General features: G+C 65.6%; 24 protein-coding genes. 23 read left to right on the top strand and 1 reads right to left on the bottom strand.

Annotation, left to right across the window (positions count from 1 at the left end):
- Positions 1-72 precede the first annotated feature (72 nt).
- The 3 genes from ACMGF8_RS07425 (at position 73) to trxC (ending at position 2,507) form a co-directional block, all read left to right on the top strand.
- Positions 73-1,017 (top strand): hypothetical protein, encoded by a 945-nt coding sequence (locus ACMGF8_RS07425; protein ID WP_102862833.1) that lies wholly within the window; start codon positions 73-75, stop codon positions 1,015-1,017.
- Positions 1,018-1,043: 26 nt separating this feature from the next.
- Complete coding sequence (locus tag ACMGF8_RS07420; RefSeq protein WP_250329925.1) at positions 1,044-1,994, top strand: hypothetical protein; 951 nt, start codon at positions 1,044-1,046, stop codon at positions 1,992-1,994.
- 78 nt (positions 1,995-2,072) lie between these two features.
- Positions 2,073-2,507 (top strand): thioredoxin TrxC, encoded by a 435-nt coding sequence (gene trxC, locus ACMGF8_RS07415; protein WP_102862831.1) that lies wholly within the window; start codon positions 2,073-2,075, stop codon positions 2,505-2,507.
- A gap of 47 nt (positions 2,508-2,554) precedes the next feature.
- Here trxC and ACMGF8_RS07410 read toward each other — a convergent pair whose 3' ends face one another.
- Complete coding sequence (locus ACMGF8_RS07410) at positions 2,555-3,325, bottom strand: ParA family protein (RefSeq protein WP_102862830.1); 771 nt, start codon at positions 3,323-3,325, stop codon at positions 2,555-2,557.
- Positions 3,326-3,670: 345 nt separating this feature from the next.
- Here ACMGF8_RS07410 and ACMGF8_RS07405 point away from each other — a divergent pair, with 345 nt between their 5' ends.
- The 20 genes from ACMGF8_RS07405 to ACMGF8_RS07310 are packed head-to-tail and all read left to right on the top strand — an operon-like array spanning position 3,671 to position 21,865.
- A complete protein-coding gene (locus tag ACMGF8_RS07405; RefSeq protein ID WP_115581452.1) occupies positions 3,671-4,390 on the top strand; it encodes a beta-ketoacyl synthase chain length factor in 720 nt (239 codons plus the stop codon).
- Complete coding sequence (locus tag ACMGF8_RS07400) at positions 4,366-5,187, top strand: lysophospholipid acyltransferase family protein (protein ID WP_102862828.1); 822 nt, start codon at positions 4,366-4,368, stop codon at positions 5,185-5,187. Before ACMGF8_RS07405 ends, ACMGF8_RS07400 begins: the two co-directional genes overlap by 25 nt.
- Positions 5,156-5,428: a phosphopantetheine-binding protein gene (locus ACMGF8_RS07395; RefSeq protein ID WP_011058851.1), complete on the top strand. Its 273-nt coding sequence runs from the start codon at positions 5,156-5,158 to the stop codon at positions 5,426-5,428. The genes ACMGF8_RS07400 and ACMGF8_RS07395 overlap by 32 nt, the downstream gene beginning before the upstream one ends.
- A 9-nt stretch (positions 5,429-5,437) precedes the next feature.
- Positions 5,438-5,692 (top strand): acyl carrier protein, encoded by a 255-nt coding sequence (locus ACMGF8_RS07390; RefSeq protein WP_016962653.1) that lies wholly within the window; start codon positions 5,438-5,440, stop codon positions 5,690-5,692.
- On the top strand, positions 5,689-6,234 hold the full coding sequence (locus ACMGF8_RS07385) for a hypothetical protein (RefSeq protein ID WP_102862827.1): 546 nt from the start codon (positions 5,689-5,691) through the stop codon (positions 6,232-6,234). Before ACMGF8_RS07390 ends, ACMGF8_RS07385 begins: the two co-directional genes overlap by 4 nt.
- Positions 6,231-7,904 (top strand): AMP-binding protein, encoded by a 1,674-nt coding sequence (locus ACMGF8_RS07380; RefSeq protein ID WP_416759151.1) that lies wholly within the window; start codon positions 6,231-6,233, stop codon positions 7,902-7,904. Before ACMGF8_RS07385 ends, ACMGF8_RS07380 begins: the two co-directional genes overlap by 4 nt.
- Positions 7,905-7,935: 31 nt before the next feature.
- Positions 7,936-8,694, top strand: coding sequence for a glycosyltransferase family 2 protein (locus ACMGF8_RS07375; RefSeq protein WP_416760277.1), 759 nt, complete (start codon positions 7,936-7,938; stop codon positions 8,692-8,694).
- Positions 8,691-9,647 carry a glycosyl transferase gene (locus ACMGF8_RS07370; RefSeq protein ID WP_102882067.1) on the top strand — a complete coding sequence of 319 codons (957 nt, stop codon included), beginning with the start codon at positions 8,691-8,693 and terminating at the stop codon, positions 9,645-9,647. The genes ACMGF8_RS07375 and ACMGF8_RS07370 overlap by 4 nt, the downstream gene beginning before the upstream one ends.
- A complete protein-coding gene (locus ACMGF8_RS07365) occupies positions 9,628-11,175 on the top strand; it encodes an HAL/PAL/TAL family ammonia-lyase (RefSeq protein ID WP_102862824.1) in 1,548 nt (515 codons plus the stop codon). The genes ACMGF8_RS07370 and ACMGF8_RS07365 overlap by 20 nt, the downstream gene beginning before the upstream one ends.
- Positions 11,165-11,590: an acyl-CoA thioesterase gene (locus ACMGF8_RS07360; protein ID WP_102862823.1), complete on the top strand. Its 426-nt coding sequence runs from the start codon at positions 11,165-11,167 to the stop codon at positions 11,588-11,590. The genes ACMGF8_RS07365 and ACMGF8_RS07360 overlap by 11 nt, the downstream gene beginning before the upstream one ends.
- Positions 11,587-12,267: an outer membrane lipoprotein carrier protein LolA gene (locus tag ACMGF8_RS07355; RefSeq protein WP_416759148.1), complete on the top strand. Its 681-nt coding sequence runs from the start codon at positions 11,587-11,589 to the stop codon at positions 12,265-12,267. Before ACMGF8_RS07360 ends, ACMGF8_RS07355 begins: the two co-directional genes overlap by 4 nt.
- Positions 12,251-14,593 carry an MMPL family transporter gene (locus tag ACMGF8_RS07350; RefSeq protein ID WP_416759146.1) on the top strand — a complete coding sequence of 781 codons (2,343 nt, stop codon included), beginning with the start codon at positions 12,251-12,253 and terminating at the stop codon, positions 14,591-14,593. Before ACMGF8_RS07355 ends, ACMGF8_RS07350 begins: the two co-directional genes overlap by 17 nt.
- Positions 14,587-15,777 (top strand): sodium:proton antiporter, encoded by a 1,191-nt coding sequence (locus tag ACMGF8_RS07345; protein ID WP_102862820.1) that lies wholly within the window; start codon positions 14,587-14,589, stop codon positions 15,775-15,777. Before ACMGF8_RS07350 ends, ACMGF8_RS07345 begins: the two co-directional genes overlap by 7 nt.
- Positions 15,764-17,011, top strand: a complete 1,248-nt coding sequence (locus ACMGF8_RS07340; protein ID WP_207166961.1) for an NAD(P)/FAD-dependent oxidoreductase — start codon at positions 15,764-15,766, stop codon at positions 17,009-17,011. The genes ACMGF8_RS07345 and ACMGF8_RS07340 overlap by 14 nt, the downstream gene beginning before the upstream one ends.
- Entirely contained in the window at positions 17,008-17,769 is a 762-nt protein-coding gene (locus ACMGF8_RS07335; protein WP_207166960.1) for a class I SAM-dependent methyltransferase, read from the top strand. The genes ACMGF8_RS07340 and ACMGF8_RS07335 overlap by 4 nt, the downstream gene beginning before the upstream one ends.
- Entirely contained in the window at positions 17,766-18,251 is a 486-nt protein-coding gene (locus tag ACMGF8_RS07330; RefSeq protein WP_102862817.1) for a DUF3261 domain-containing protein, read from the top strand. Before ACMGF8_RS07335 ends, ACMGF8_RS07330 begins: the two co-directional genes overlap by 4 nt.
- Positions 18,248-19,444 carry a beta-ketoacyl-[acyl-carrier-protein] synthase family protein gene (locus ACMGF8_RS07325; protein WP_102862816.1) on the top strand — a complete coding sequence of 399 codons (1,197 nt, stop codon included), beginning with the start codon at positions 18,248-18,250 and terminating at the stop codon, positions 19,442-19,444. The genes ACMGF8_RS07330 and ACMGF8_RS07325 overlap by 4 nt, the downstream gene beginning before the upstream one ends.
- Positions 19,441-19,914: a hotdog family protein gene (locus tag ACMGF8_RS07320; protein WP_102862815.1), complete on the top strand. Its 474-nt coding sequence runs from the start codon at positions 19,441-19,443 to the stop codon at positions 19,912-19,914. Before ACMGF8_RS07325 ends, ACMGF8_RS07320 begins: the two co-directional genes overlap by 4 nt.
- Positions 19,911-20,639, top strand: coding sequence for a 3-oxoacyl-ACP reductase FabG (fabG, locus tag ACMGF8_RS07315; RefSeq protein WP_102862814.1), 729 nt, complete (start codon positions 19,911-19,913; stop codon positions 20,637-20,639). Before ACMGF8_RS07320 ends, fabG begins: the two co-directional genes overlap by 4 nt.
- Positions 20,639-21,865 carry a beta-ketoacyl-ACP synthase gene (locus ACMGF8_RS07310; RefSeq protein WP_102862813.1) on the top strand — a complete coding sequence of 409 codons (1,227 nt, stop codon included), beginning with the start codon at positions 20,639-20,641 and terminating at the stop codon, positions 21,863-21,865. The genes fabG and ACMGF8_RS07310 overlap by 1 nt, the downstream gene beginning before the upstream one ends.
- The last annotated feature ends 3 nt before the right edge of the window (positions 21,866-21,868 follow it).

Here is a 21,868-nt window from a genome sequence, read left to right as displayed (position 1 = left end):
CAGAAGGCCTGGCTGCCACTTTCACCGCTCGCCCCTGCCACTAACCCCGTCGATGCCCTGCAAGAGTCCACCATGAAAACTCGCTACCTGCTGCTGTTACCCCTGCTGCTCTGGCTGACCGGGTGCAAGGAAGACTTCGCCACCCTGCACTTCCAGGACTCGGTGCGCTCCGATCCCAAGGCCGGCCCGCAATTCTCCGACCAGTTGGTGCACGAGGCGTACAAGCAGAGTATTTACACGGCGCTCAGCGCCCAGGGCCTGGACCCGGATGCCATCGCCCTGGAGCGCGACAAGGAGGATGACAAAGTGATCCACCTGCGCCTGCTGGACTACTCCCTGAGCCCGGAACAACGGGGCCGCCTCAAGGCCGTCTTCGAGCAGGTCACCCGCGCGCGCAATGCCAGCTCCATGAACCTGCACCTGGAGTTGGACAACGCCCAGGCCAGCGTTACCCCATCCGGCCCCAGCGGCCTGCCGGACAGCATCGATGCCACCCTCAAGTTCGACCCGACGTTCGAGATGCTGCTGGACCGCAGCTACGACGACAGCCTGCGTGCCATCGTCAACCGCAGCGAAATCGAAGGCCCGGTCAGTTGCAAGATCACCGCACACCTGACAATGCCCACGCGCTTGAAATTGATCGGCTACGAAGCCCTTGAACAGGACAACAGCGAGCGCGGCCTGATCTCCTTGCTGACCCGCAGCGGCAGCATCGCCAAGGTACCGCTCAAGGTGCATTTCGATGACCCGGACCTGAACCGGCACATGCAGCAAAAAACCATCCAGGCCTGGCCTTCCAGCTCGAAAAGCACCCAGCCCGCGCCGGTGCCCCTTGACGAATTCGCCATCGTCATCGGTTCCATCGGTGTCCAGACCCTGACCTCAGCCCTGCCCTTCGACACCCGCAAGGACGAGCTGCAAGCGCTGTGCGATCAAAAGATGCAGGCCCTGGGTCGGCCATTCACCTTTCAAATAGGCCGGACCCTGGATCGCTTGACCCGCGTCGACTACCGCTAAGCGCCATTGCGCAACAAGGACCTCCATTGAACCGACGCCTCTACACCGCAGCCCTGCTGCTGATGCTGCTGACCGGCTGCAAGCAGACCTACCTCACCCTGCACTTCCAGGACACCGTGGGTAACCCCAAGCAGGCCCAGATCGTGCCGTACTTCGCCGAAACCATCACTCAGATGGCCGCCGGGATCGGCATCGAGCCTGACCAGATCGGCCTGGAGATGGACCGCAAGGACGACAAGACCCTGCATATCAGCCTGGACAGCGCCGTGCCCGAAACCCAGCGCCAACGCCTGCAGGAGCTGTTCAGCGAGATTGTCGAGGCGCGCGCAGCCGGCACCTTCGAGGCCGTTCTGGAGATCGCCCCGGAAATCGGGAAATACACCAACCCCGAGTACCGCAAAAGAGCCATGGCCTTGCCGCGGCGCTTCTCGCTGGCGCTGGAGCCGGTGAAATACGCCGATGTGCTGTTTCATTACTCGATGGAGGAATTGATCAGCGGCAAGCTCTCGGCCACCGGCACGCCCAACGAGGCGTTTTGCCAATACCAGGCCACCCTCCAGGCACCGGGCATGCCGTTCAGCCAGATGGGCAGCAAGGCCGGGAGCGGACCAGGGGATTACAACGTGTATCTGGAGTGGAAAGACAACAAGCGCGAACCGGCGCAGTTCTTGTTCGGCAACATCAGGTTCGCCAACCCCACGCTCAACCAGATGCTGTTCGACAACCGCATCCAACTGTCCGCGATCAAGACCTCCTGGGGCACGCGAGTGGATCGCCGGGCCGACCGCGTCGGCTTCAGTGTCGGTTCCCTGGGCTTGCAGTACCACGAGGATGGAGAGATTTCTCCGTTGCAACACATAGGCTTCATGGGCAAGTGCGAGGGCATGGCCATGGACCTGGGCCGGCCCTTTACCTTTTACATCGGCCGCTCCATGGATCGTCTGGTCAGCGTCGAGCTGGCCCCGCCCAGCACGTGAAGCCATGGCGGCGCCGACTTGATATTCACCTTGGGCGCCGCCATTTAAGGCGCTCTACCCTGTTTGCGGAGCCCAACCATGTCCGAGCCACTGCTGATTCCCTGCCCGCACTGCAACGGTCTGAACCGTATCCCCGGCGAGCGCCTGGGCGATCAGCCCAAGTGCGGGCGCTGCAAGGGTGAGGTGTTGCTGAGCAAACCCTTTGACTTGCAACAGGGCGACTACGCCAGCCAGATCAAGGGCGACCTGCCGTTGCTGGTGGATGTGTGGGCTGACTGGTGCGGACCGTGCAAATCCTTTGCGCCGATCTTTGCGCAGGCCGCCGCGCAACTGAGTGGCAAGTGCCGGCTGGCCAAGCTGGACAGTGAAGCCAACCCTCAGCTCTCGGGGCAATTGGGCATTCGCTCGATTCCCAGCCTGATCCTGTTCAAGAACGGCCGGGAAGTGGCCCGCCAGAGCGGCGCCCTGCCCTTGCCGCAACTCTTGGGCTGGTTGCGCAGCCAGGGCATCTGAACACGCCCTGACAGGAGACTTGCACTTCTGCCACCGCGGCGCCGAGTTCAGGCGTTTTCCAGCAGGTTGTGCAGATCGACGAATTGCTGGGTCAGCTTGTGTCGCGAATCGAGATAGATCAGCGGCAGGCTGGCCTGGTGGGATTCACGCATGCGCACCGAGCTGGCCAGGTACACCGGCAGCACCGGCAACCCCTCGCTGATCAGTTCGTCGAGCATCTGTTGCGGCAGGCTGGCCCGCGCCTGGAACTGATTGACCACGATCCCCTCGACCTGCAGGTCCTCGTTGTGGTCTTCCTTCAACTCTTCGATCTCCGCCAGCAGGCCGTACAGCGCCTGACGGGAGAAGCTGTCGCAGTCGAAAGGAATCAATACCCGATCAGCGGCGATCAACGCCGAAACCGCATAGAAATTCAGGGCCGGCGGGGTGTCGAGATAGATCCGGTCATAGTCCTCGGCCAATTCGTCCAGCAACTTACGCAGCTTGTTGATCTTGTGCTTGGCCTCAAGCTTGGGCTGCAGATCCGCCAACTCGGCGGTGGCGGTCACCACATGCAGGTTGTCGAACGGCGTCTCGTAGATATCCACCTGGTTCTTTTTCGAGAAGGGCCCGGAAGACAGGGTCTGCTTGAAGAAATCGGCAATGCCCATGGGAATGTCATCGCCGGTCAGGCCGGTGAGGTACTGGGTCGAGTTGGCCTGGGCATCCAGATCCACCAGCAAGGTGCGATACCCCTCGCTGGCGCTGACCGCCGCCAGATTGCAGGCAATACTGGACTTGCCCACGCCACCTTTCTGATTGAACACCACTCGCCGCATGTCTAAACCTCCGTGTATCAAAGATCACCGAGTGTAGTAGTCCTGCGCGCCCGTTAGCTACCTCGGCAACACAAGAGTTTCCCAACCTCCGCCCCCCCTGGAACAGGCGACGCAAAGCCTCGGCGCCGAGGGATCGGGGCGCAAAGGAAACTCGATAGTGGCAAATAGACACCCATGATCGCGGCAGATTCGACGCTTTTGCGACCAACAGCCCAAGCAGCATTTGCTACAAGCCAGTCGCACCGGGATAATGCGCGCCACTGACGCCTTCGCGTCATCCAGGTCAATCGCCAATCGAAGCGATACACCGCGTCAAGGAAGCCCGCAGGGGCGGGATGAAATCAAGTGATCAAGTTCAACATCGCTCAATGGCGTGCATGGGCCCCTGGGCTCGAAAGCGTGGACGCCTGGCAGGCCTGGAGCCGTCAGCCGACCCTGCCCGAGAGCAGCGATGCCGCTCCCGATGTGTCTTTTCTGCCCGCCATGCAGCGCCGCCGTCTCAGTCGCCTGGCGCGCATGGCTTTCAGCGTTGGCTGGCCCCTGGCCGAAGGCCTCGAGCAATTGCCGCTGGTGTTCATTTCCCGGCACGGCGAAACCCCGCGAACCTTCGAGATCCTCAGCGACCTGGCCGCCGAGCAGCCGCTGTCGCCCACCCAGTTCAGCCTCTCGGTGCACAACGCGGTGATCGGCCTGTGGTCGATCATGCGCGGCGAAACCAGTGAAATGACTGCCCTGGCCGCCGCCGGCGACGGCCTGGAACACGGCCTGCTGGAAGCCGCCACCCTGCTGGCGGACGGCGCTCCCCATGTACTGCTGGTGATCACCGAGGAACAGCCGCCCGAGGCCTACGCCAGCTGGATCGACGACGTGCCGTTTCCCTATGCCCTGGGCCTGTTGCTGACCCCAGGCGACGACTGGCAACTGTCCCTGGACAGCCACGACAGTCAAATCCCCAAGACCCAGTGGCCCCATGCCCTGAACCTGCTGCGAACCCTGCTCGGCTCGCAGACCTTTTGCCAACATGCCTGGATGAATCGTGTATGGACCTGGCAACGCAACCACTGAGCGCCAAGGGCCGCAATGCCTACTACTGGCGCCTGCTGGCCACCGGTCTGAGCTTTGCACTGTTCGGAATAGGTGGTTTGTGCCTGCGCCTGGTGATTTTCCCGCTCCTGGCCTGCCTGCCCGGCGACGCCGCGAGCCATAGCCGGCGCGCACGCCGGACCGTCAGTCGGCTGTTCTGGCTGTTCATCCGTTTCATGGCCAAGAGCGGCGTGCTCACCTACGAAGTCCAGGGCGCCCACCTGCTCGGCCGTCCGGGGCAGATGATCATTGCCAATCACCCGTCGCTGATCGACGTGGTGTTCCTGATCGGCCTGGTGCGCGATGCCAACTGCGTGGTGAAGCAAAGCCTGTGGGACAACCCCTTCACCCGCAGCCCGGTGCGCGCCACCCAGTACATCAGCAACGACGGCAGCATGGACATGCTCGACAGCGCCTCCGGGGCGCTGCAAGCAGGCCAGACCCTGATCGTCTTTCCCGAAGGCACCCGTACCCAGCCGGGCGCCGCTCCCGCCTTTCATCGGGGGGCCGCGGCGATTGCCCTGCGGGGTGCGAAAATCATTACCCCGGTGGTGATCAAGGTCAGCCCCACCACTCTGACCAAGGCCGAGCCCTGGTATCGCATTCCGCAACGCCGTGTGCACTTCAGTTTTCACGTCGGTGCCGATATAGACCCACAGACCTTTGCCGCCCAAGGCCCCGCGCCTCAGGCGTCGCGCAAGCTCAATGAGCACTTGCACCACTATTTCATCAAGGAGCTCGCCAGAGATGAGCGATACACACCCGGATCTGATGCTTGAAATCAAACTGCTGATCATCGACGCCCTGGGCCTCGAAGACATCAGTGCCCAGGACATCGGCAACGATCAGACCCTGTTCGGCGAAGGCCTCGGCCTGGACTCGGTGGACGCCCTGGAACTGGGGCTGGCGATCCAGAAAAAGTACGGCATCAAGATCGATGCCGACGCCAAGGACACCCGCAACCACTTCAGTAACGTGGCGAGCCTTGCGGCGTTCGTCACTGCAAAACAGGCAGCTTGAGAACCGACCATGCAAACCCGTGACGACATCTTCAACACCCTGCGCGATGCCCTGGTCGAACTCTTCGAGCTTGAGCCTGACAGCATCAGCCTGGATTCCAACCTGTACCAGGACCTGGAAATCGACAGCATCGACGCCGTCGACCTGATCGACCACATCAAGCGTCAGACCGGCAAGAAAATCGCCGCCGAGGAATTCAAGTCGGTGCGTACCGTCAATGACGTGGTCGAGGCGGTCTACCGTCTGGTCCAGCCGGCCGCATGAGCCGGCTGATCGGCCTGGGCTTGTTGCTGGCCGGCCTGCTTTACCCCTTTGCGGTGTATTTCGGTATGGAGCACTTCGCTCCGTGGCAATTCGGCCTGCTGCTGGGCGGCCTGTGGCTGGCCCGGGCGCTGACCGGGGAACGTCGTCCCGGCAGCTTGTGGATGGCAGCCGCGGCGCTCGTCTTCTGCCTGCTGCTGGCGTGGTTCGACCACCCGGCGCTGCTGCGCTGGTACCCGGTGCTGATCAGCAGCTTCATGCTCGGCCTGTTCGGCCTGAGCCTGAAGTACGGCCCGCCGGTGGCGGAGCGCCTGGCGCGCCTTGGCGAGCCGGACCTGCCGGAAAAAGCCATACGTTATACCCGCCAGGTGACCATCGCCTGGAGTGTGTTTTTCCTTTGTAACGGAGTAATCGCCGCGGCCCTGACCCTCTGGGCGCCGCTGAGCTGGTGGACGTTGTACAACGGCCTGATCGCCTACGGGCTGATGGGTTTGCTGTTTGCCATTGAGTGGCTTTTACGACAACGGGTACGAGGCCGTAGATGAACTGGATTGCCCTTGAGCGGCTATTGCTCAGGACCCAAGCACCGCGGGTGGTCAGCGCCCATCCCGATATCCACCTGGAAGGCTTGCAGACCCGGGCCCTGGGCCTGGCCGCGGCCTTGCAAGCGCGCGGCGTGCGACGCCTGGCGCTGCACCTGGAAGATGCCGTCGACCTGGCCGTAGCCCTGCTGGGTGCCTGGCGCGCCGGGGTCAGTGTGTTGCTGCCCGCCGACCTGCAGGCCCAGACCCGCCAGCGCTGGGCGGCGGACGTCGACCTGTGGCTGACCGACCAGGACCCGCCCTTGCAGCCACTGCAGGCTGCGCCGCTGGAACCGGCGGAGCTGGACCTGGACGCCTGCCAACTGAGCCTGTGCACCTCAGGCTCCAGCGGCGAACCCAAGCGCATCGAGAAAAACCTGCGCCAGCTGGCCAACGAGGTCAGCGCCCTGGAACAGCTCTGGGGCACCGATCTGGGCCCGGCCTGGATCATCGGCAGCGTCGCCACCCAGCACATCTATGGCCTGCTGTTCCGCGTGCTCTGGCCGCTGTGCGCCGGGCGTCCCTTCGTGCGCCGTCAATTGCCGTTCCCCGAAGACCTGCAACGGGCCAGCCGCGAATGCCCGGCATTCGCCTGGGTGGCCAGCCCGGCCCTGCTCAAGCGCATGGGCGACAACCTCGATTGGCCGGCCCTGAGCCCGGTGCGCCGGGTGTTCTCCTCCGGCGGCGCCTTGCCTGCCGAGGCCGCCAGCGGGCTGCAACAGCGCCTGCAGCAATGGCCGACGGAGATCCTCGGCAGTTCGGAAACCGGTGGTATCGCCTGGCGCCAAGGGCCAGAGCTGTGGCAGCCCTTTGCCGAGGTGCACCTGAGCCAGGACAGCGACGGCGCACTGCTGATCGCCTCGCCCTACCTGCCGCCCGGGCATGTCGAACACACGGCCGATGCCGCGCGCATCGCCGCCGACGGCCGTTTCGAGCTGTTGGGCCGCCTGGACCGCATCGTCAAGCTGGAAGAAAAACGCATCTCCCTGCCCATGCTCGAACAGGCCCTGGAGCAGCACGACTGGGTCGCGGAAGCACGCCTGGGGGTGATTGAAGACAACCGCGCCTACCTTGGCGCCCTGCTGGTACTCAGTGAGTCCGGCCTGCATGCCCTGCGCAACCAGGGCCGACGCCACCTGACCCAGGCCCTGCGCCAGCACCTGGCCGGGCATTGCGAAGCCCTGGCCCTGCCCCGGCGCTGGCGCCTGCTGCGGCAGATGCCCCTGAACAACCAGGGCAAGCTGCCCCAGGCCGAAGTGCAGGCCCTGCTGCTGGCGCCACGCCCACAAGCCCCGGAAGTGCTGGAGCAAGTGCAGCACGCCGACGAATGGCAACTGCAACTGGCAATTCCACCAGACCTGGCCTACTTCAGCGGGCACTTCCCCGCCACACCGGTGCTGCCGGGGGTGGTGCAAGTGGACTGGGCCCTGGCCCTGGGTCAGCAGTTGCTCGATCTGCCGGGCCGCTTCGCCGGCATGGAAGTGCTGAAGTTCCAGCAACTGGTGCGCCCCGGCGACTGCATCCAGCTCAACCTGCGCTTCGACGTCCAGCGCCAGAAACTGTATTTCGCCTTCCTGAATGACGGCGCCCCCTGCTCCAGCGGGCGGATCATCCTGGAGGCCAGCTGTGGATAACGCTTCCCACTTCGCGGTTGTAGGCGCTGGCTTGCCAGCCAAGGGTTCAGCGCCGACCCACAAGCCCTGCGCCGTCATTCCGGTCTACAACCATGAAACTGCCGTGCCCGCCGTGGTCGACGCGCTCCTGGCCCGGGGCCTGCCCTGCGTATTGGTGGACGACGCCAGCAGCCCGGCCTGTGCGGCGGTGCTGGAACAACTGGCCGGGCGCGAGCAGGTATTCCTGATTCGCCTGGCCATCAACCAGGGCAAGGGCGGCGCGGTCATGGCCGGCCTGCGCGAAGCCGCTCAGTTGGGCTTCAGCCACGCCTTGCAGGTCGATGCCGACGGCCAGCACGACCTGGCGGATGTGGATCACTTCATCCAACGCTCACAGGCCCATCCCGAGGCGCTGATCTGCGGTTATCCGCAGTACGACGCCAGCGTGCCCAAGGGGCGCCTGTACGCCCGCTACCTGACTCACGTCTGGGTCTGGATCAACAGCCTGTCGCTGCAGATCCCGGACTCCATGTGTGGCTTCAGGGTATATCCCCTGCCCGCCACGTTGGCCCTGCTGGACTCGGTGCAACTGGGGCGGCGCATGGACTTCGACCCGGAGATCCTGGTGCGCCTGTCCTGGCGCAACCAGCCCATGCACTGGCTGCCGACCCGGGTGCACTACCCCCGGGACGGCCTGTCGCACTTTCGCCTGTTCCACGACAACGCGCTGATTTCCAAGATGCACGCCAAGCTGTTCTTCGGCATGTTGCTGCGCCTGCCGCTGATTCTCTGGCGCCGGTGGCGTTCATGAGCCTGGAGCAACCCAAGGAGCCCGGCAGCGAACACTGGGCCGGCCATCAGGAGCGCGGCAGCTTCTGGCTGATGAAGCTCACCGCCTTCGGTGTACGAGTGCTGGGGCGCCGGGTGCTGAGCCCGGTGCTGTACGCCATAGTCTTCTACTTCTTCCTGTTCGGCCGCCGCGCCCGCCGCAGCATCTGGCAGTACCAGCAGCGCCTGGCCCAATGGAGCGGGCGCGACGAATTGCGCCCCAGCCACTGGCGGGTGTTCGGCCAGTTCATGGCCTTTGCCGATGCCCTGCTGGACAAGCTCGATGTGTGGAACGGCAAGTTGCGCATCGAACAGATCGAAATCGTCGACCCGGCGCAGCTGCGCCATCAGCTGCGCGGGGAACGCGGACAACTGCTGGTGGGCGCGCACCTGGGCAACCTGGAAGTCTGCCGGGCCCTGGCCGAGCTGGGCGAGCAAGTGACCATGAACGTGCTGGTGCACACCAAGCACGCCGAACGCTTCAACCGCCTGCTGGGCGAGGCCGGGGCCAGCAACCTTCGGCTGATCCAGGTCAGCGAGCTGGACCCGGCGATCATGCTGCAACTGAGCCAGCGCCTGGATCGCGGCGAGTGGCTGGCGATTGCCGGCGACCGCGTACCGCTGCACGGCGGGCGCAACGTGCGGGTGGATTTCCTCGGCCATCAGGCCGCTTTTCCCCAGGGCCCCTGGCTGCTGGCCGGGCTGCTCAAGTGCCCGGTCAACCTGCTGCTGTGCCTGAAACAGCAGGGCCGCTACCAGGTGATCCTCGAGCCCTTCGCCGAGGCCGTGCAGTGGAAGCGCAATGACCGCCAGCAGGTGATCGCCCAGTGGACCGCCCGCTACGCCGAGCGCCTGGGCCAGTACTGCCTGCAGGCACCGCAACAATGGTTCAACTTTTACCCATTCTGGAAGACCGATGACGACCTCGACCCATGAGCCGGTAACCTTCGGCGAACACCCCCTGCGCATCGAAGACGTGCTGGCCCTGGCCAACCGCCAGGTACCGACCCGCCTGCAAGACGACGCCGCCTGGCGCCAGCGGATTGCCAAGGGTGCGCAGTTCCTCGACTCCCTGCTGGACAAGGAAGGGGTGATCTACGGCGTGACCACCGGCTACGGCGACTCGTGCGTGGTGGCGGTGCCGCTGCAGCACGTCGAAGCCCTGCCGCGTCATCTGTACACCTTCCACGGCTGCGGCCTGGGCAAGCTGCTGGACGCCCAGGCCACCCGCGCTGTATTGGCCGCACGCCTGCAGTCGCTGTGCCATGGGGTTTCCGGGGTCCGGGTGGAACTGCTGGAGCGCCTGCAGGCCTTCCTCGACCAGGACATCCTGCCGCTGATCCCGGAAGAGGGCTCGGTGGGCGCCAGCGGCGACCTGACGCCGCTGTCCTACGTGGCGGCCACCCTGTCCGGCGAACGCGAGGTGCTGTTCCGCGGCGAGCGTCGTGAGTCTGCCGACGTGCACCGCGAGCTGGGCTGGGAGCCCCTGGTGCTGCGGCCCAAGGAAGCCCTGGCGCTGATGAACGGCACCGCAGTGATGACCGGGCTGGCCTGCCTGGCCTTTGCCCGGGCCGATTACCTGCTGCACCTGGCCACCCGCATCACCGCCCTCAACGTGGTGGCCCTGCAAGGCAACCCGGAGCACTTCGACGAACGCCTGTTCGCCGCCAAGCCGCACCCGGGGCAGATGCAAGTGGCCGCGTGGCTGCGCCAGGACCTGGCCATCGATGCGCCGACCGCGCCCCTGCACCGCCTGCAGGACCGTTACTCGCTGCGCTGCGCGCCCCATGTGCTCGGCGTGCTGGCCGACAGCCTGAACTGGCTGCGGGGCTTTATCGAAACGGAACTCAACAGCGCCAACGACAACCCGATCATCGACGCCGAGGCCGAACGCGTGCTGCACGGTGGGCACTTTTATGGCGGGCATATCGCCTTCGCCATGGACAGCCTGAAGAACCTGGTGGCCAACGTCGCCGACCTGCTGGACCGGCAGTTGGCGCTGCTGGTGGACGTGCGCTACAACCACGGCCTGCCGAGCAACCTGTCCGGCGCCAGCGCCGAACGCGCCATGCTCAATCACGGGTTCAAGGCGGTGCAGATCGGCGCCAGCGCCTGGACTGCCGAAGCCCTGAAAAACACCCTGCCAGCCAGCGTGTTCTCCCGTTCCACCGAGTGCCACAACCAGGACAAGGTGAGCATGGGCACCATCGCCGCCCGCGACGCGATCCGCGTGCTGGAGCTCACCGAGCAAGTGGCCGCCGCCACCTTGCTCGCAGCCAACCAGGGCGTCTGGCTGCGCCGCCAGGAAGCCGATGCCCGGCCGTTGCCGCCGGCCCTGGATGCCATGCACCAGCAACTGGCCGCAGACTTCCCACCGGTGATCGAGGACCGCGCCCTGGAGCGCGAGCTGCGCCTGTGCCTGCAACGTATCGCCGAACAACACTGGAGGCTGCATGCGCAGTAAGGGAGTGATCCACGCCGACACCCAGGTCCAGGTGCCGTTCTTCGACGTCGACACCATGCATGTCGTCTGGCACGGGCACTACGTCAAGTACCTGGAAGTCGCCCGCTGCGCCCTGCTGGACAAGCTCGGCCACAACTACAACCAGATGCTCGAATCCGGCTACGCCTGGCCGGTGATCGACCTGCAACTGCGCTACGTGCGCGGCGCGGTGTTCGGCCAGACCCTGAACGTGCGCGCCAGCCTGGTGGAGTGGGAGAACCGCCTGAAGATCAACTACCTGATCACCGACCTGGCCAGTGGCGAGCGCCTGACCCGCGCCAGCTCGGTGCAGGTGGCCGTGGAGATCGCCAGCCGGGAGATGCAACTGGCCTCGCCCAAAGTCTTCACCGACGCCGTTGCCAGGGCCCTGCCATGAGGGTAGGAGCGAGCTTGCTCGCGAAGATCGTGGGTCTGTCGGCCAATTGCATGATGCCAGGCACCCTGGTGCGGCGGTTCGCGAGCAAGCTCGCTCCTGCGCTACTGGTATTGCTGGTGATACCGGGGTTGGCCCAGGCCTTCGATCTGCAACAACTGAGCGACCAGCTGTCGCGGCCGGAGGTGATCCACGGTCGCTTCATCCAGGAAAAACACCTGCGCGCCCTGCCCCAGCCTTTGACCAGCAAGGGCCACTTCGTCCTGGCGAAAAACCATGGCCTGCTGTGGCTGCTGCAGACCCCGTTGCAGCAGGACTACCGCATCACCACCGCCGGCATTGCCCGGCGCGATGCCGGCGGCTGGCAGATGCTTCCGGGCAAGAGTGCCGGTGCCGAACAGAACCGCCTGTTCCTCGCCGTGCTGCAAGGCGACAGCAGTGGCCTGCAGCGTGACTTCGAACTCAAGCTGCAAGGCAGCGCGCAGAACTGGCAGTTGCAACTGATCCCCCGCTCCCTGCTGCTGAAACAGATCTTCAACCAGATCAACATCGACGGCGGCGAGCTGGTGCAACGCATCGAACTGCTGGAAGCCCAGGGCGACCGTACCTTGCTGATCATGCAGGACAGCAGCAGTGCCCAACCCTTGAGTGAAGCGGAGCAACATGACTTTGCCGAGTGAACGCTGGCTGCCGCGATCCTTCCTGATCCTGCTGGCCCTGGTGCTGGCCTTGGGCGCCTGGCAATGGCGCCACGGTGCGCCCCTGTCCGCCAACCTGATGGAACTGGTGCCCGGCACCGCCCCGGACGCCCTGGAGCTGCTGGCCGAACAGCGCATGCAGGAACCGCTGAACCGGGAAATCCTGGTGCTGGTAGGGCATGCCGAGCGCGAAAAAGCCGTGGCCATGGCCCGGCAACTGGCCGAGCAATGGCAGGCCAGCGGGCTGTTCGAGAAGGTCCAGTGGAACCTGCAGGCCGACCTGCCGGCCTTGCGCAAGCAACTGCTGCAAGGCCGCCTGGCCATGCTCTCGGCCCCTGACCGCGAGCAGTTGATCAACCAGCCCCAGGCGTTCATCGAGCAGCGCGTGCAAAGCCTCTTCGACCCCTTTGCCGGCTTCTCCCTGGTGCCGAGCCAGGATGACTGGCTGGGCCTGACCGGACGTATTCAGAACAGCCAGCCGCAACACGGCGCGGTGCAATTGGACATCGGCAGCGGCGCCCTGGTGGCCGACGCCGATGGCAAACAATGGGTACTCCTGCGGGCCCGCACCAACGGCAATGCCTTCGACATGCAATTGCCCTTGCAGGTGGCCGAACTGCTGGACCACAGCCGCGAACAGGCCGGCCACAGCGATGTACAACTGCTGGCCGCCAGCGGCTTGCTGTACGCCGCCAACGGCCAGCAGCAGGCCAGCCGGGAAATCACCTGGGTTGGCGGAGGCGCCACCCTGGGCATCCTCTTGCTGCTGCTCCTGGCCTTCCGCCGCTGGCGCGCCTTGCTGGCCTTTGTCCCGGTGCTGGTGGGCATGCTGTTCGGCGCCGTGGCCTGCGTCGCGCTGTTCGGGCGCATGCACGTCATGACCCTGGTGCTGGGCTCAAGCCTGATTGGCGTGGCCGTCGACTACCCCCTGCATTACCTGTCCAAGAGCTGGAGCCTGAAACCCTGGCGCAGCTGGCCGGCCCTGCGCCTGACCCTGCCCGGGCTGAGCCTGAGCCTGATCACCAGTTGCATCGGCTACCTGGCCCTGGCCTGGACCCCATTCCCGGCGCTGACCCAGATCGCCGTGTTCTCCGCCGCCGGCCTGCTGGGGGCCTACCTGTCGGCGGTGTGCCTGCTGCCGGCCCTGCTCAAGGGCGTCGAACTGCGTCCGGCGCAATGGCCGCTGCGGGTCGCCGAAGCCTTGCTCGGGGTGCGTGCCGCACTGCTCAAGCGTGTGCCGAGCCCGGCGTTGCTGGCCCTGTTGGCGCTGTTCTGCGCCGCTGGTTTGTGGCAGCTCGAGAGCAAGAACGACATTCGCCAATGGGTCGGCGCACCGCCGCAACTGATGCAAGAGGCCCAGGCCATTGCCCGGATCACCGGCTATCAACCCACCAGCCAGTTCTTCCTGGTGCGCGCGACCGATCAGCAGCAATTGCTGGAACGCCTGCGCGCCCTGGACCTGCGCCTGCAACAACTGGTGAGCCTGGGCAAGCTCAAGGGCTACCTGTCCCTGGACCAACTGGTGAGCCAACCCGCCGAGCAGCAACAAGTGCGCGAGGCCCTCAAGCAACTGCCGGGCGTCTGGCAGCCGCTGCTGGCGCTGGGGGTGCCCCTGCCGGCCCTGCAAGCGGAGTTGAAACAACTGCAGGACCTGCCCGTGGCCGACATTGATACCGCGCTCATCGGCCCCCTGGCCGAGCCTTATCGCCCGCTGTGGCTAGGCAGCAACGCCAGCGGCGTAGCGGCCATGGTCAGCCTGCAAGGCCTGAACGACGCTGCCCTGCTGCGGGTCCAGGCCGATGACCTGCCAGGGGTGCAACTGGTGGATCGCCTGGGCGAGCTGAACCGCGTGTTCGCCGCAACCCAGGTCAGCGCCGCCGAACTCAAGCTGGCGTCCTGCGTGCTGATCGTGCTGCTGCTGATCCTGCCCTTCGGTTTCGGTGGCGCCTTGCGCCTGGTGGCCCTGCCGCTGCTGGCAGCCTTGTGCAGCCTGGCCAGCCTCGGCTGGCTGGGCCAGCCGCTGACCCTGTTCAGCCTGTTCGGCCTGCTGCTGGTGACGGCCATCAGCGTCGACTACGCGATCCTCATGCGCGAGCAGATCGGTGGCGCCGCCGTGAGCCTGCTGGGCACCTTGCTGGCGGCCCTGACCACCTGGCTGTCGTTCGGTCTGCTGGCGGTGTCCAGCACCCCGGCGGTGAGCAACTTCGGTCTGGCGGTGAGCCTGGGGCTGGCCTTCAGCTTTATCCTCGCGCCCTGGGCCGGCCACACGCCGCATCCGACGCCAGCCGCAGAGAACCCGCCATGCTGATCCTGCTGTTCTGGCTGCTGGCCCTGGCCCTGTTCGCCCTGGCCACCTACATCGGGCGCCACCTGGGCCTGATTCCGATTGTCAGCCAACTGCTGCTGGCGACCTTCGGCCTGCCGTTACTGATGCTGCTGTGGATCGAGCCGCACTGGCAGCTGGGCGGCGCGCAGCTGGTATCGCCGCAATGGCTCAAGTTCCTCTACGGCCTGAGCTTCGCCCTGCTGCTGGGGCACATCCTCAGTGATGTGATCGACCTGCGCCTGGACCGTCAGAGCCTGAAGATCGCCGTGCCGAGCTTCTGCATTCCCTTTGCCTGTGGCCTGGCCACGGCCTTCTGGCTGCTGCCGGCACAACCCTGGATCAGCTCCCTGGCGGTGGGCCTGCTGTTCGCCATTACCGCAATCCCGGTGCTTTACCTGTACCTGCGACACATCCAGTACCCGCCCGCCGCTACCCGGCGCCTGGTGCAGACCGCGATCCTCATCGACCTGACCTGCTGGACCCTGTTCGCCCTGGCCCAGGGCAGCCTGCAGGTGAGCAGCCTGCTGCTGCCCCTGGCGGGCGCCTGCCTGCCCCTGGTGCTGCGGGTCCTCGGCCTGCGCCAGCCCCTGCTGCACAGCCTGGGGTTCTTCGGCCTGCTGGTGCTGGCCGAGCACTACAAGCTCAATGCGCTGATCTTTGGCATCGGCTACCTGTTGTGCATGGCCGCCCTCAAGCTGCCGCTGGTGCTGCCGTTAAAGGCTGCCTGGATGAACCGCTTGCAGACCTTGGTTGCCATTCCGCTGATCCTCACGTTCGGCATCGTGCAGATCAACGTGCACAGCGCCATGGACAGCCTCGGCTGGGTGCAACTGGCGGCGCTGCTGTTGCTGCCGATTGCCAGCAAGCTGCTGGGCAACTGGCTGGGCCTGAGCTGGGCCGGCGCCTCTTTCGAGGGCGCCAGCCGCTGGCGGGAAAGCCTGCTGCTGAACATTCGCGGCTTGAGCGAGATCGTCTTTCTCAACCTGCTGCTGCAACAACAGTTGATCAGCCCGGCGCTGTACTTCGCGCTGATGCTCATGGGCCTGATCGCCACCCTGCTGCCGGCCCTGGCCGGGATGCACCGAACGCCTGCGGCCGCGGTAAACGCGGCCCCCCTGAACCTGAACATCGCCGAACCGGCAAGGAGCCCCAGTGCCAACAGTTGAAATGCAACGTCGCCAGGTCGTGGTGATTGGTGCCGGCCCCTCGGGGGCCATCGCGGCCGCGCTGCTCAAGCGCCAGGGCCACGACGTGCTGATCGTCGAGCGGCAACATTTCCCGCGTTTCTCCATCGGTGAAAGCCTGCTGTCCCACTGCCTGGATTTCGTCGAGGAAGCCGGCATGCTGGAGGCAGTGCAAGCCGCCGGTTTCCAGCTCAAGAACGGCGCAGCCTTCGCCTGGGGCGAGCACTACAGCGCCTTCGATTTTGGTGACACCTTCAGTAACGGCAAGCCCACCACCTTCCAGGTGCAGCGCGCCGACTTCGACAAGCTGCTGGCCGACCAGGCCGCCCTGCAAGGGGTCGAGATCCGCTACGGCGAGGAGATCATCGCGGTGGACGTGGCGCGGCCGTTGCCGCAGCTCGACTGCCGCCGCGAGGACGGCAGCCAGTACCGCATCGAAGCCGACTTCATCCTCGACGCCAGCGGCTACGGCCGGGTCCTGCCACGCCTGCTGGAACTGGAAGCACCGTCGAACTTCCCGGTGCGCCGGGCGGTGTTCACCCATGTCGAGGATCGCATCGACTGCGAGCACTTCGACCGCAACAAGATCCTTATCACCACCCACCCGGAACACCGCGACATCTGGTTCTGGAGCATCCCCTTCAGCAACGGCCGCTGCTCGGTGGGGGTGGTGGCCGCCGACGAACACTTCGCCGGGCGCGATGGCGACCTGGACGCCTGCTTGCGCGGCTTCATCAACCAAACCCCGAGCCTGGCCAAGGTCCTGGAAAACGCCGAGTGGGACACCCCGGCGCGGACCATCGGCGGCTACTCGGCCAACGTCACCACCCTGCACGGCCCGGGCTTCGCCCTGCTGGGCAATGCCGCGGAATTCCTCGACCCGGTGTTCTCCTCCGGCGTGACCATCGCCATGCGTTCATCGAGCATGGCCGCCGCGGTGCTGCACCGTCAGTTGCAAGGCCAGAGCGTCGATTGGCAGAGCGAGTTCGCCGAACCGCTCAAGCGTGGCGTCGACACCTTCCGCTGCTACGTCGAAGGCTGGTACGCCGGCACTTTCCAGGACGTGATCTATCACCCGGGCAGCTCGCCGGAAATCCGCCGCATGATCAGCTCGATCCTCGCCGGCTACGCCTGGGATGAGCGCAACCCCTTCGTCAGCGAGCCCAAGCGCCGGCTCAAGGCCCTGTCGCAGGTCTGTGCGAGGGACGTGGCATGAGCGAACCATCCAGCCAGTACCTGAGCGCCAGCTACGTCGAGGAAACCCGCTTCGGCTTCTGGTTCCTGCGCAGCCACACCTGGCAGCACCATGTGCTGCGGGTGGCGATCAACGACCTGCGCTCGCTGTTCGACGGCGAGCCGCCCGCCCATCCGGTGCTGCTGGATGCTGGCTGCGGCCAGGGCAAGTCGTTCCAGTACCTGCGCCAGGTGTTCGCTCCGCAGCGCCTGATCGGCCTCGACGCCGACCCCCACAGCCTCAAGCTCAGCGCCGAGGAAGCACAGCGTCAGCAACTGCAGGTGGAATTGATCGGCAGCGACTGCGCGACCCTGGAGCTGGCGGACGCCAGCGTCGACCTGTTGTTCTGCCACCAGACCTTCCATCACCTGGTGGAGCAGGAAAAGGCCCTGGCCGAGTTCTACCGGGTGCTCAAGCCGGGAGGCTACCTGCTGTTCGCCGAATCCACCGAGGCCTACATCGATACCTGGGTGATCCGCTGGCTGTTCCGCCATCCGATGCATGTACAGAAAAGCGCCGCCGAGTATCTGCAGATGATTCGTCGGCAGGGCTTTGAGTTCGGCCCGCAGAACGTGTCTTATCCTTACCTGTGGTGGAGCCGCGCCAAAGACTTCGGCCTGTTGGAGCGCTTCGGCCTGCGCCAGCCGCCGCCGGTGGGCCAGCGCGAGGAAACCCTGGTCAATGTGGTGGCCCGCAAGCCCCTGAATCCCCCGGTCACCGAGGAAGGTCTGCCCGCATGATCCGCGCTCTGCTGCTCGGTTGTGTCCTGTTGCTGAGCGCTTGCGTCAGTCAGGCTCCGCTGCCCGAGCGCACGCCTTCCCTGGTGTTGCCGTTGCAGTTGCATGTGCAGCGCCAGGCGGATGGCCAACGCCAGGACTGGCTGCTGGTGATCCAGGCTGAAGGCGCGGACCTGCGCTGGTCGCTGATGGACCCATTGGGCATTCCCCAGGCCCGTCAGCGCCTGGTGCATGGCCAGTGGCAGGCCGATGGCCTGCTGCCCCCCAACCCGGAGGCCCGGGAGCTGTTCGCAGCGCTGCTGTTCGCCCTCACACCCGAGGCGGAACTGGCCGCCAACTACCCGGGCGCTCGTCAGCAAGGCGCCCAACGTACCCTCGGCCCACGCTGGCGGATTGACTATCAACAACTTCTGGATTTCGAGTTGAACCTGCCTCAAGGCCCGCACTACCACATCACTGCACTGAGTACCGAGGCCACCCCATGACGGCCTACCTCAATGCCCTCGGGGTGATTTGCGCCCTGGGCCGCAATCGCCAGGAAGTCGCCCGCAGCCTGTTTGCCGGCGACTGTTCAGGCATGCGCGACGAAAGCCACTGGGTGCCCGAGCGCACCTTGCCGGTGGCGGCGGTGCGCGGTCCACTGGCCCCCATGCCCAGTGGCTTCCAAGCGCAAAACAGCCGCAACAACCAATTGCTGCTGGAGGCCACGCTGCAGATCGAGGACGACATCCGCCAGGCGATCCAACGCTATGGCCGTGGCCGCATCGGTATCGTCCTGGGCACCAGCACCTCGGGCATCGACGAAGCCAGTCGCGGCATTGCCCGTTATCTGCAGGACCGGCAATTCCCGGCGGATTACGACTACCGCCAGCAGGAGCTCAGCGCGCCGGCAAACTTCCTCGCCGACTGGCTGCAACTGTGCGGCCCGGCCTATGTGATTTCCACCGCCTGCACTTCCAGCGCCCGTGCCCTGATCAGCGCCCGGCGCCTGCTGGACCTGGGCCTGTGCGACGCGGTGCTGTGCGGCGGGGTCGACAGCCTGTGCCAGCTCACCCTGAACGGCTTCACCGCCCTGGAGGCGGTTTCCGCTCAGCGCTGCAATCCGTTTTCCCGCCACCGCGACGGCATCAACATCGGTGAAGCGGCGGTGCTGTTCCTGATGAGCAAGGAACCGGGCCGTGACTCGCCCATTGCCCTGCTGGGCGGCGGTGCCAGTTCCGACGCCTACCATATTTCCGCCCCGGCCCCCGACGGTCGAGGAGCCTTGCAGGCCATGAAACTGGCCCTGCACAGTGCCGGCTTGCAGCCACAACAGATCGGCTACCTGAACCTGCACGGCACCGCCACCCAGCACAACGACGCCATGGAGAGCCTGGCGGTGGCCCAGCTGTTCCCCGAAGGCGTGCCCTGCTCATCGACCAAGCCCATGAGCGGCCACACCCTGGGGGCCGCTGGTGCCCTGGAGGCCGCGTTCTGCTGGCTCAGCCTGAGCGCCGAGAACCCCGCCCAGGCACTGCCGCCGCACCTCTGGGACGCCCAGGCCGACCCGGCCCTGCCGGCACTGCGCTGGGTCACCCCGGCCGACCGCCTGGACCCGCATGCCCCGCGCCGCCTGATGAGCAACTCCTTCGCCTTCGGCGGCAACAACGTCAGCCTGATTATCGGAGACGCCCCATGATTGACTGGCCGCTCGCCGAGTTGCTGCCCCATGCCGGGGACATGATCCTCATCGATCAGGTCCTGGCTTTTGATGAAGAACAGATCCGCACTCGCCTCCAAGTTCGCCCCGGCGGCCTGTTCAACCGCGCCGATGGCAGCCTGCCGGCCTGGGTCGGCATCGAACTGATGGCCCAGAGCGTCGCCGCCTACGCCGGTTGCCGCGCCCGCCAGCAGGGCTTGCCGGTGGAGCTGGGTTTTCTTCTGGGCACCCGTAAATTCGAGTGCAACGTTGAACATTTCCCCGTCGGCAGCACCCTGGAGATCCACGCCCTGCGCTCCCTCGAAGACGACAACGGCATGGGCGTGTTCGAGTGCCACCTCAGCGGCCCCGGCATTGCCGCCAGCGCGCGCCTGAATGTGTTCCGTCCGCCCCAGGCCGCCGACTATCTGCATGAAACACCTGCCTCTTCTACAGGAACCCCGTCATGACTGACTCCGTACTGGTCACCGGCTCCAGCCGTGGCATCGGCCGTGCCATCGCCCTGCGTCTGGCCCAGGCTGGCTATGACCTGGTGCTGCATTGCCGCAGCGGCCGCAGCGAAGCCGAAGCCGTCAAGGGCGAAGTCGAGGCCCTGGGCCGCAGCGCCCGCATCCTGCAATTCGACGTGTCGGACCGAGCGGCCTGCAAGGCCGCGCTGGAAGCTGACGTTGAGACTCATGGCGCCTATTACGGCGTGGTGCTCAATGCCGGGCTGACTCGCGACGGCGCCTTTCCGGCCCTCAGCGAAGAGGACTGGGATCAGGTGCTGCGCACCAATCTCGACGGTTTCTACAACGTCCTGCACCCGGTGATGATGCCGATGATCCGCCGCCGCGCCGCCGGGCGCATTGTCTGCATCACCTCGGTGTCGGGGCTGATCGGCAACCGTGGCCAGGTCAACTACAGCGCTTCCAAGGCCGGGTTGATCGGCGCCGCCAAAGCCCTGGCCATCGAGCTGGGCAAGCGCAAGATCACTGTCAACTGCGTGGCCCCGGGCCTGATCGACACCGCCATGCTCGACGAGAACGTGCCGGTGGACGAGCTGATGAAGATGATCCCCGCCCAGCGCATGGGCACCCCGGAAGAAGTCGCCGGCGCGGTGAACTTCCTGATGTCCGCCGAGGCCGCCTACATCACCCGCCAGGTGCTGGCGGTGAACGGGGGCCTGTGCTGATGAAACGCGTGGTCGTCACCGGCATGGCCGGCATCACCTCCCTGGGCAGCGACTGGGCCAGCATCGCCGAGCGCTTCGCCGCCAACCGCAGCGGCATCCGGCGCATGGACGAGTGGGACAGGTTCAGCGAACTCAATACCCGCCTGGCCGGCCCTATCGACGACTTCCAGGTGCCCGGCCACTGGACCCGCAAGCAACTGCGCAGCATGGGCCGGGTTTCGCGCCTGGCCGTGGGCGCCGCCGAGCAGGCCCTGGCCGACGCCGGGCTGCTGGGCGACCCGTCGATCAAGGACGGGCGCATGGGCGTGGCCTGCGGTTCTTCCACCGGCAGCACCGACGAGATCAAGGCCTTCGGCAACATGCTGCTGAACTCGGTGGCCGAAGGGCTCAACGCCAACTCCTACGTGCGCATGATGCCCCACACCACCGCGGCCAATATCAGCATCTTCTTCGGCCTCACCGGGCGCCTGATTCCCACCTCCAGCGCCTGCACCAGCGGCAGCCAGGGCATCGGCTACGCCTATGAAGCGATCAAGTTCGGGCGTCTGCCGCTGATGCTTGCCGGCGGTGCCGAAGAGCTGTGCCCCACCGAGGCCATGGTGTTCGACGCGCTGTATGCCACCAGCCTGAAAAACGATGCGCCCCACACCAGCCCGCGGCCCTACGACACCGACCGCGACGGTCTGGTGATTGGTGAGGGCGGCGGCATGCTGGTGCTCGAAGAACTGGAACATGCCCTGGCCCGCGGCGCGCGCATTCACGCGGAAATCGTCGGCTTCGGCAGCAACGCCGACGGCCAGCACACCACCCGTCCCGAGCAGAGCACCATGCGCCGGGCCATGGAGCTGGCGCTGGAGGATGCGGCCCTGTTCCCGGCGGCCATCGGCTACGTCAACGGCCATGGCACGGCCACCGAACAGGGCGATATCGCCGAGACCCAGGCCACCAGCAGCCTGTTCGGCAATCGCATGCCCATCAGCTCGCAGAAGAGCTTTCTCGGCCACACCCTGGGCGCCTGCGGCGCGCTGGAATCCTGGTTCAGCATCGAGATGCTCAACCGCGACCTGTACGTGCACACCTGCAACCTGGATCAGGTCGACCCGCGCTGCGGCGAGCTGGACTACCTGCAGGGCGGTTTCCGGGCCATGAGCCACGAATACGTGATGAACAACAACTTTGCCTTTGGCGGCGTCAACACCTCGTTGATCTTCCGCCGCTGGTCCTGATGC

This window comes from Pseudomonas sp. BNK-7, from assembly GCF_048072025.1.
Classification (GTDB): domain Bacteria; phylum Pseudomonadota; class Gammaproteobacteria; order Pseudomonadales; family Pseudomonadaceae; genus Aquipseudomonas; species Aquipseudomonas danubii.
The sequence above is the reverse complement of the archived record's forward strand: the minus strand, read 5'-3'. Positions and strand labels throughout refer to the sequence as shown.

What these genes read in the sequence shown, in the direction of transcription:
- ACMGF8_RS07355 (WP_416759148.1), top strand. Translation starts at nt 11,587, where the DNA reads ATGAGGGTAGGAGCGAGCTTGCTCGCGAAGATCGTGGGTCTGTCGGCC.
- ACMGF8_RS07400 (WP_102862828.1), top strand. Translation starts at nt 4,366, where the DNA reads ATGGACCTGGCAACGCAACCACTGAGCGCCAAGGGCCGCAATGCCTAC.
- ACMGF8_RS07425 (WP_102862833.1), top strand. Translation starts at nt 73, where the DNA reads ATGAAAACTCGCTACCTGCTGCTGTTACCCCTGCTGCTCTGGCTGACC.
- ACMGF8_RS07390 (WP_016962653.1), top strand. Translation starts at nt 5,438, where the DNA reads ATGCAAACCCGTGACGACATCTTCAACACCCTGCGCGATGCCCTGGTC.
- ACMGF8_RS07325 (WP_102862816.1), top strand. Translation starts at nt 18,248, where the DNA reads ATGACGGCCTACCTCAATGCCCTCGGGGTGATTTGCGCCCTGGGCCGC.
- ACMGF8_RS07350 (WP_416759146.1), top strand. Translation starts at nt 12,251, where the DNA reads ATGACTTTGCCGAGTGAACGCTGGCTGCCGCGATCCTTCCTGATCCTG.
- ACMGF8_RS07330 (WP_102862817.1), top strand. Translation starts at nt 17,766, where the DNA reads ATGATCCGCGCTCTGCTGCTCGGTTGTGTCCTGTTGCTGAGCGCTTGC.
- fabG (WP_102862814.1), top strand. Translation starts at nt 19,911, where the DNA reads ATGACTGACTCCGTACTGGTCACCGGCTCCAGCCGTGGCATCGGCCGT.
- ACMGF8_RS07385 (WP_102862827.1), top strand. Translation starts at nt 5,689, where the DNA reads ATGAGCCGGCTGATCGGCCTGGGCTTGTTGCTGGCCGGCCTGCTTTAC.
- ACMGF8_RS07395 (WP_011058851.1), top strand. Translation starts at nt 5,156, where the DNA reads ATGAGCGATACACACCCGGATCTGATGCTTGAAATCAAACTGCTGATC.
- ACMGF8_RS07410 (WP_102862830.1), bottom strand. Translation starts at nt 3,325, where the DNA reads ATGCGGCGAGTGGTGTTCAATCAGAAAGGTGGCGTGGGCAAGTCCAGT.
- ACMGF8_RS07310 (WP_102862813.1), top strand. Translation starts at nt 20,639, where the DNA reads ATGAAACGCGTGGTCGTCACCGGCATGGCCGGCATCACCTCCCTGGGC.
- ACMGF8_RS07335 (WP_207166960.1), top strand. Translation starts at nt 17,008, where the DNA reads ATGAGCGAACCATCCAGCCAGTACCTGAGCGCCAGCTACGTCGAGGAA.
- ACMGF8_RS07380 (WP_416759151.1), top strand. Translation starts at nt 6,231, where the DNA reads ATGAACTGGATTGCCCTTGAGCGGCTATTGCTCAGGACCCAAGCACCG.
- ACMGF8_RS07365 (WP_102862824.1), top strand. Translation starts at nt 9,628, where the DNA reads ATGACGACCTCGACCCATGAGCCGGTAACCTTCGGCGAACACCCCCTG.
- ACMGF8_RS07370 (WP_102882067.1), top strand. Translation starts at nt 8,691, where the DNA reads ATGAGCCTGGAGCAACCCAAGGAGCCCGGCAGCGAACACTGGGCCGGC.
- ACMGF8_RS07320 (WP_102862815.1), top strand. Translation starts at nt 19,441, where the DNA reads ATGATTGACTGGCCGCTCGCCGAGTTGCTGCCCCATGCCGGGGACATG.
- trxC (WP_102862831.1), top strand. Translation starts at nt 2,073, where the DNA reads ATGTCCGAGCCACTGCTGATTCCCTGCCCGCACTGCAACGGTCTGAAC.
- ACMGF8_RS07360 (WP_102862823.1), top strand. Translation starts at nt 11,165, where the DNA reads ATGCGCAGTAAGGGAGTGATCCACGCCGACACCCAGGTCCAGGTGCCG.
- ACMGF8_RS07345 (WP_102862820.1), top strand. Translation starts at nt 14,587, where the DNA reads ATGCTGATCCTGCTGTTCTGGCTGCTGGCCCTGGCCCTGTTCGCCCTG.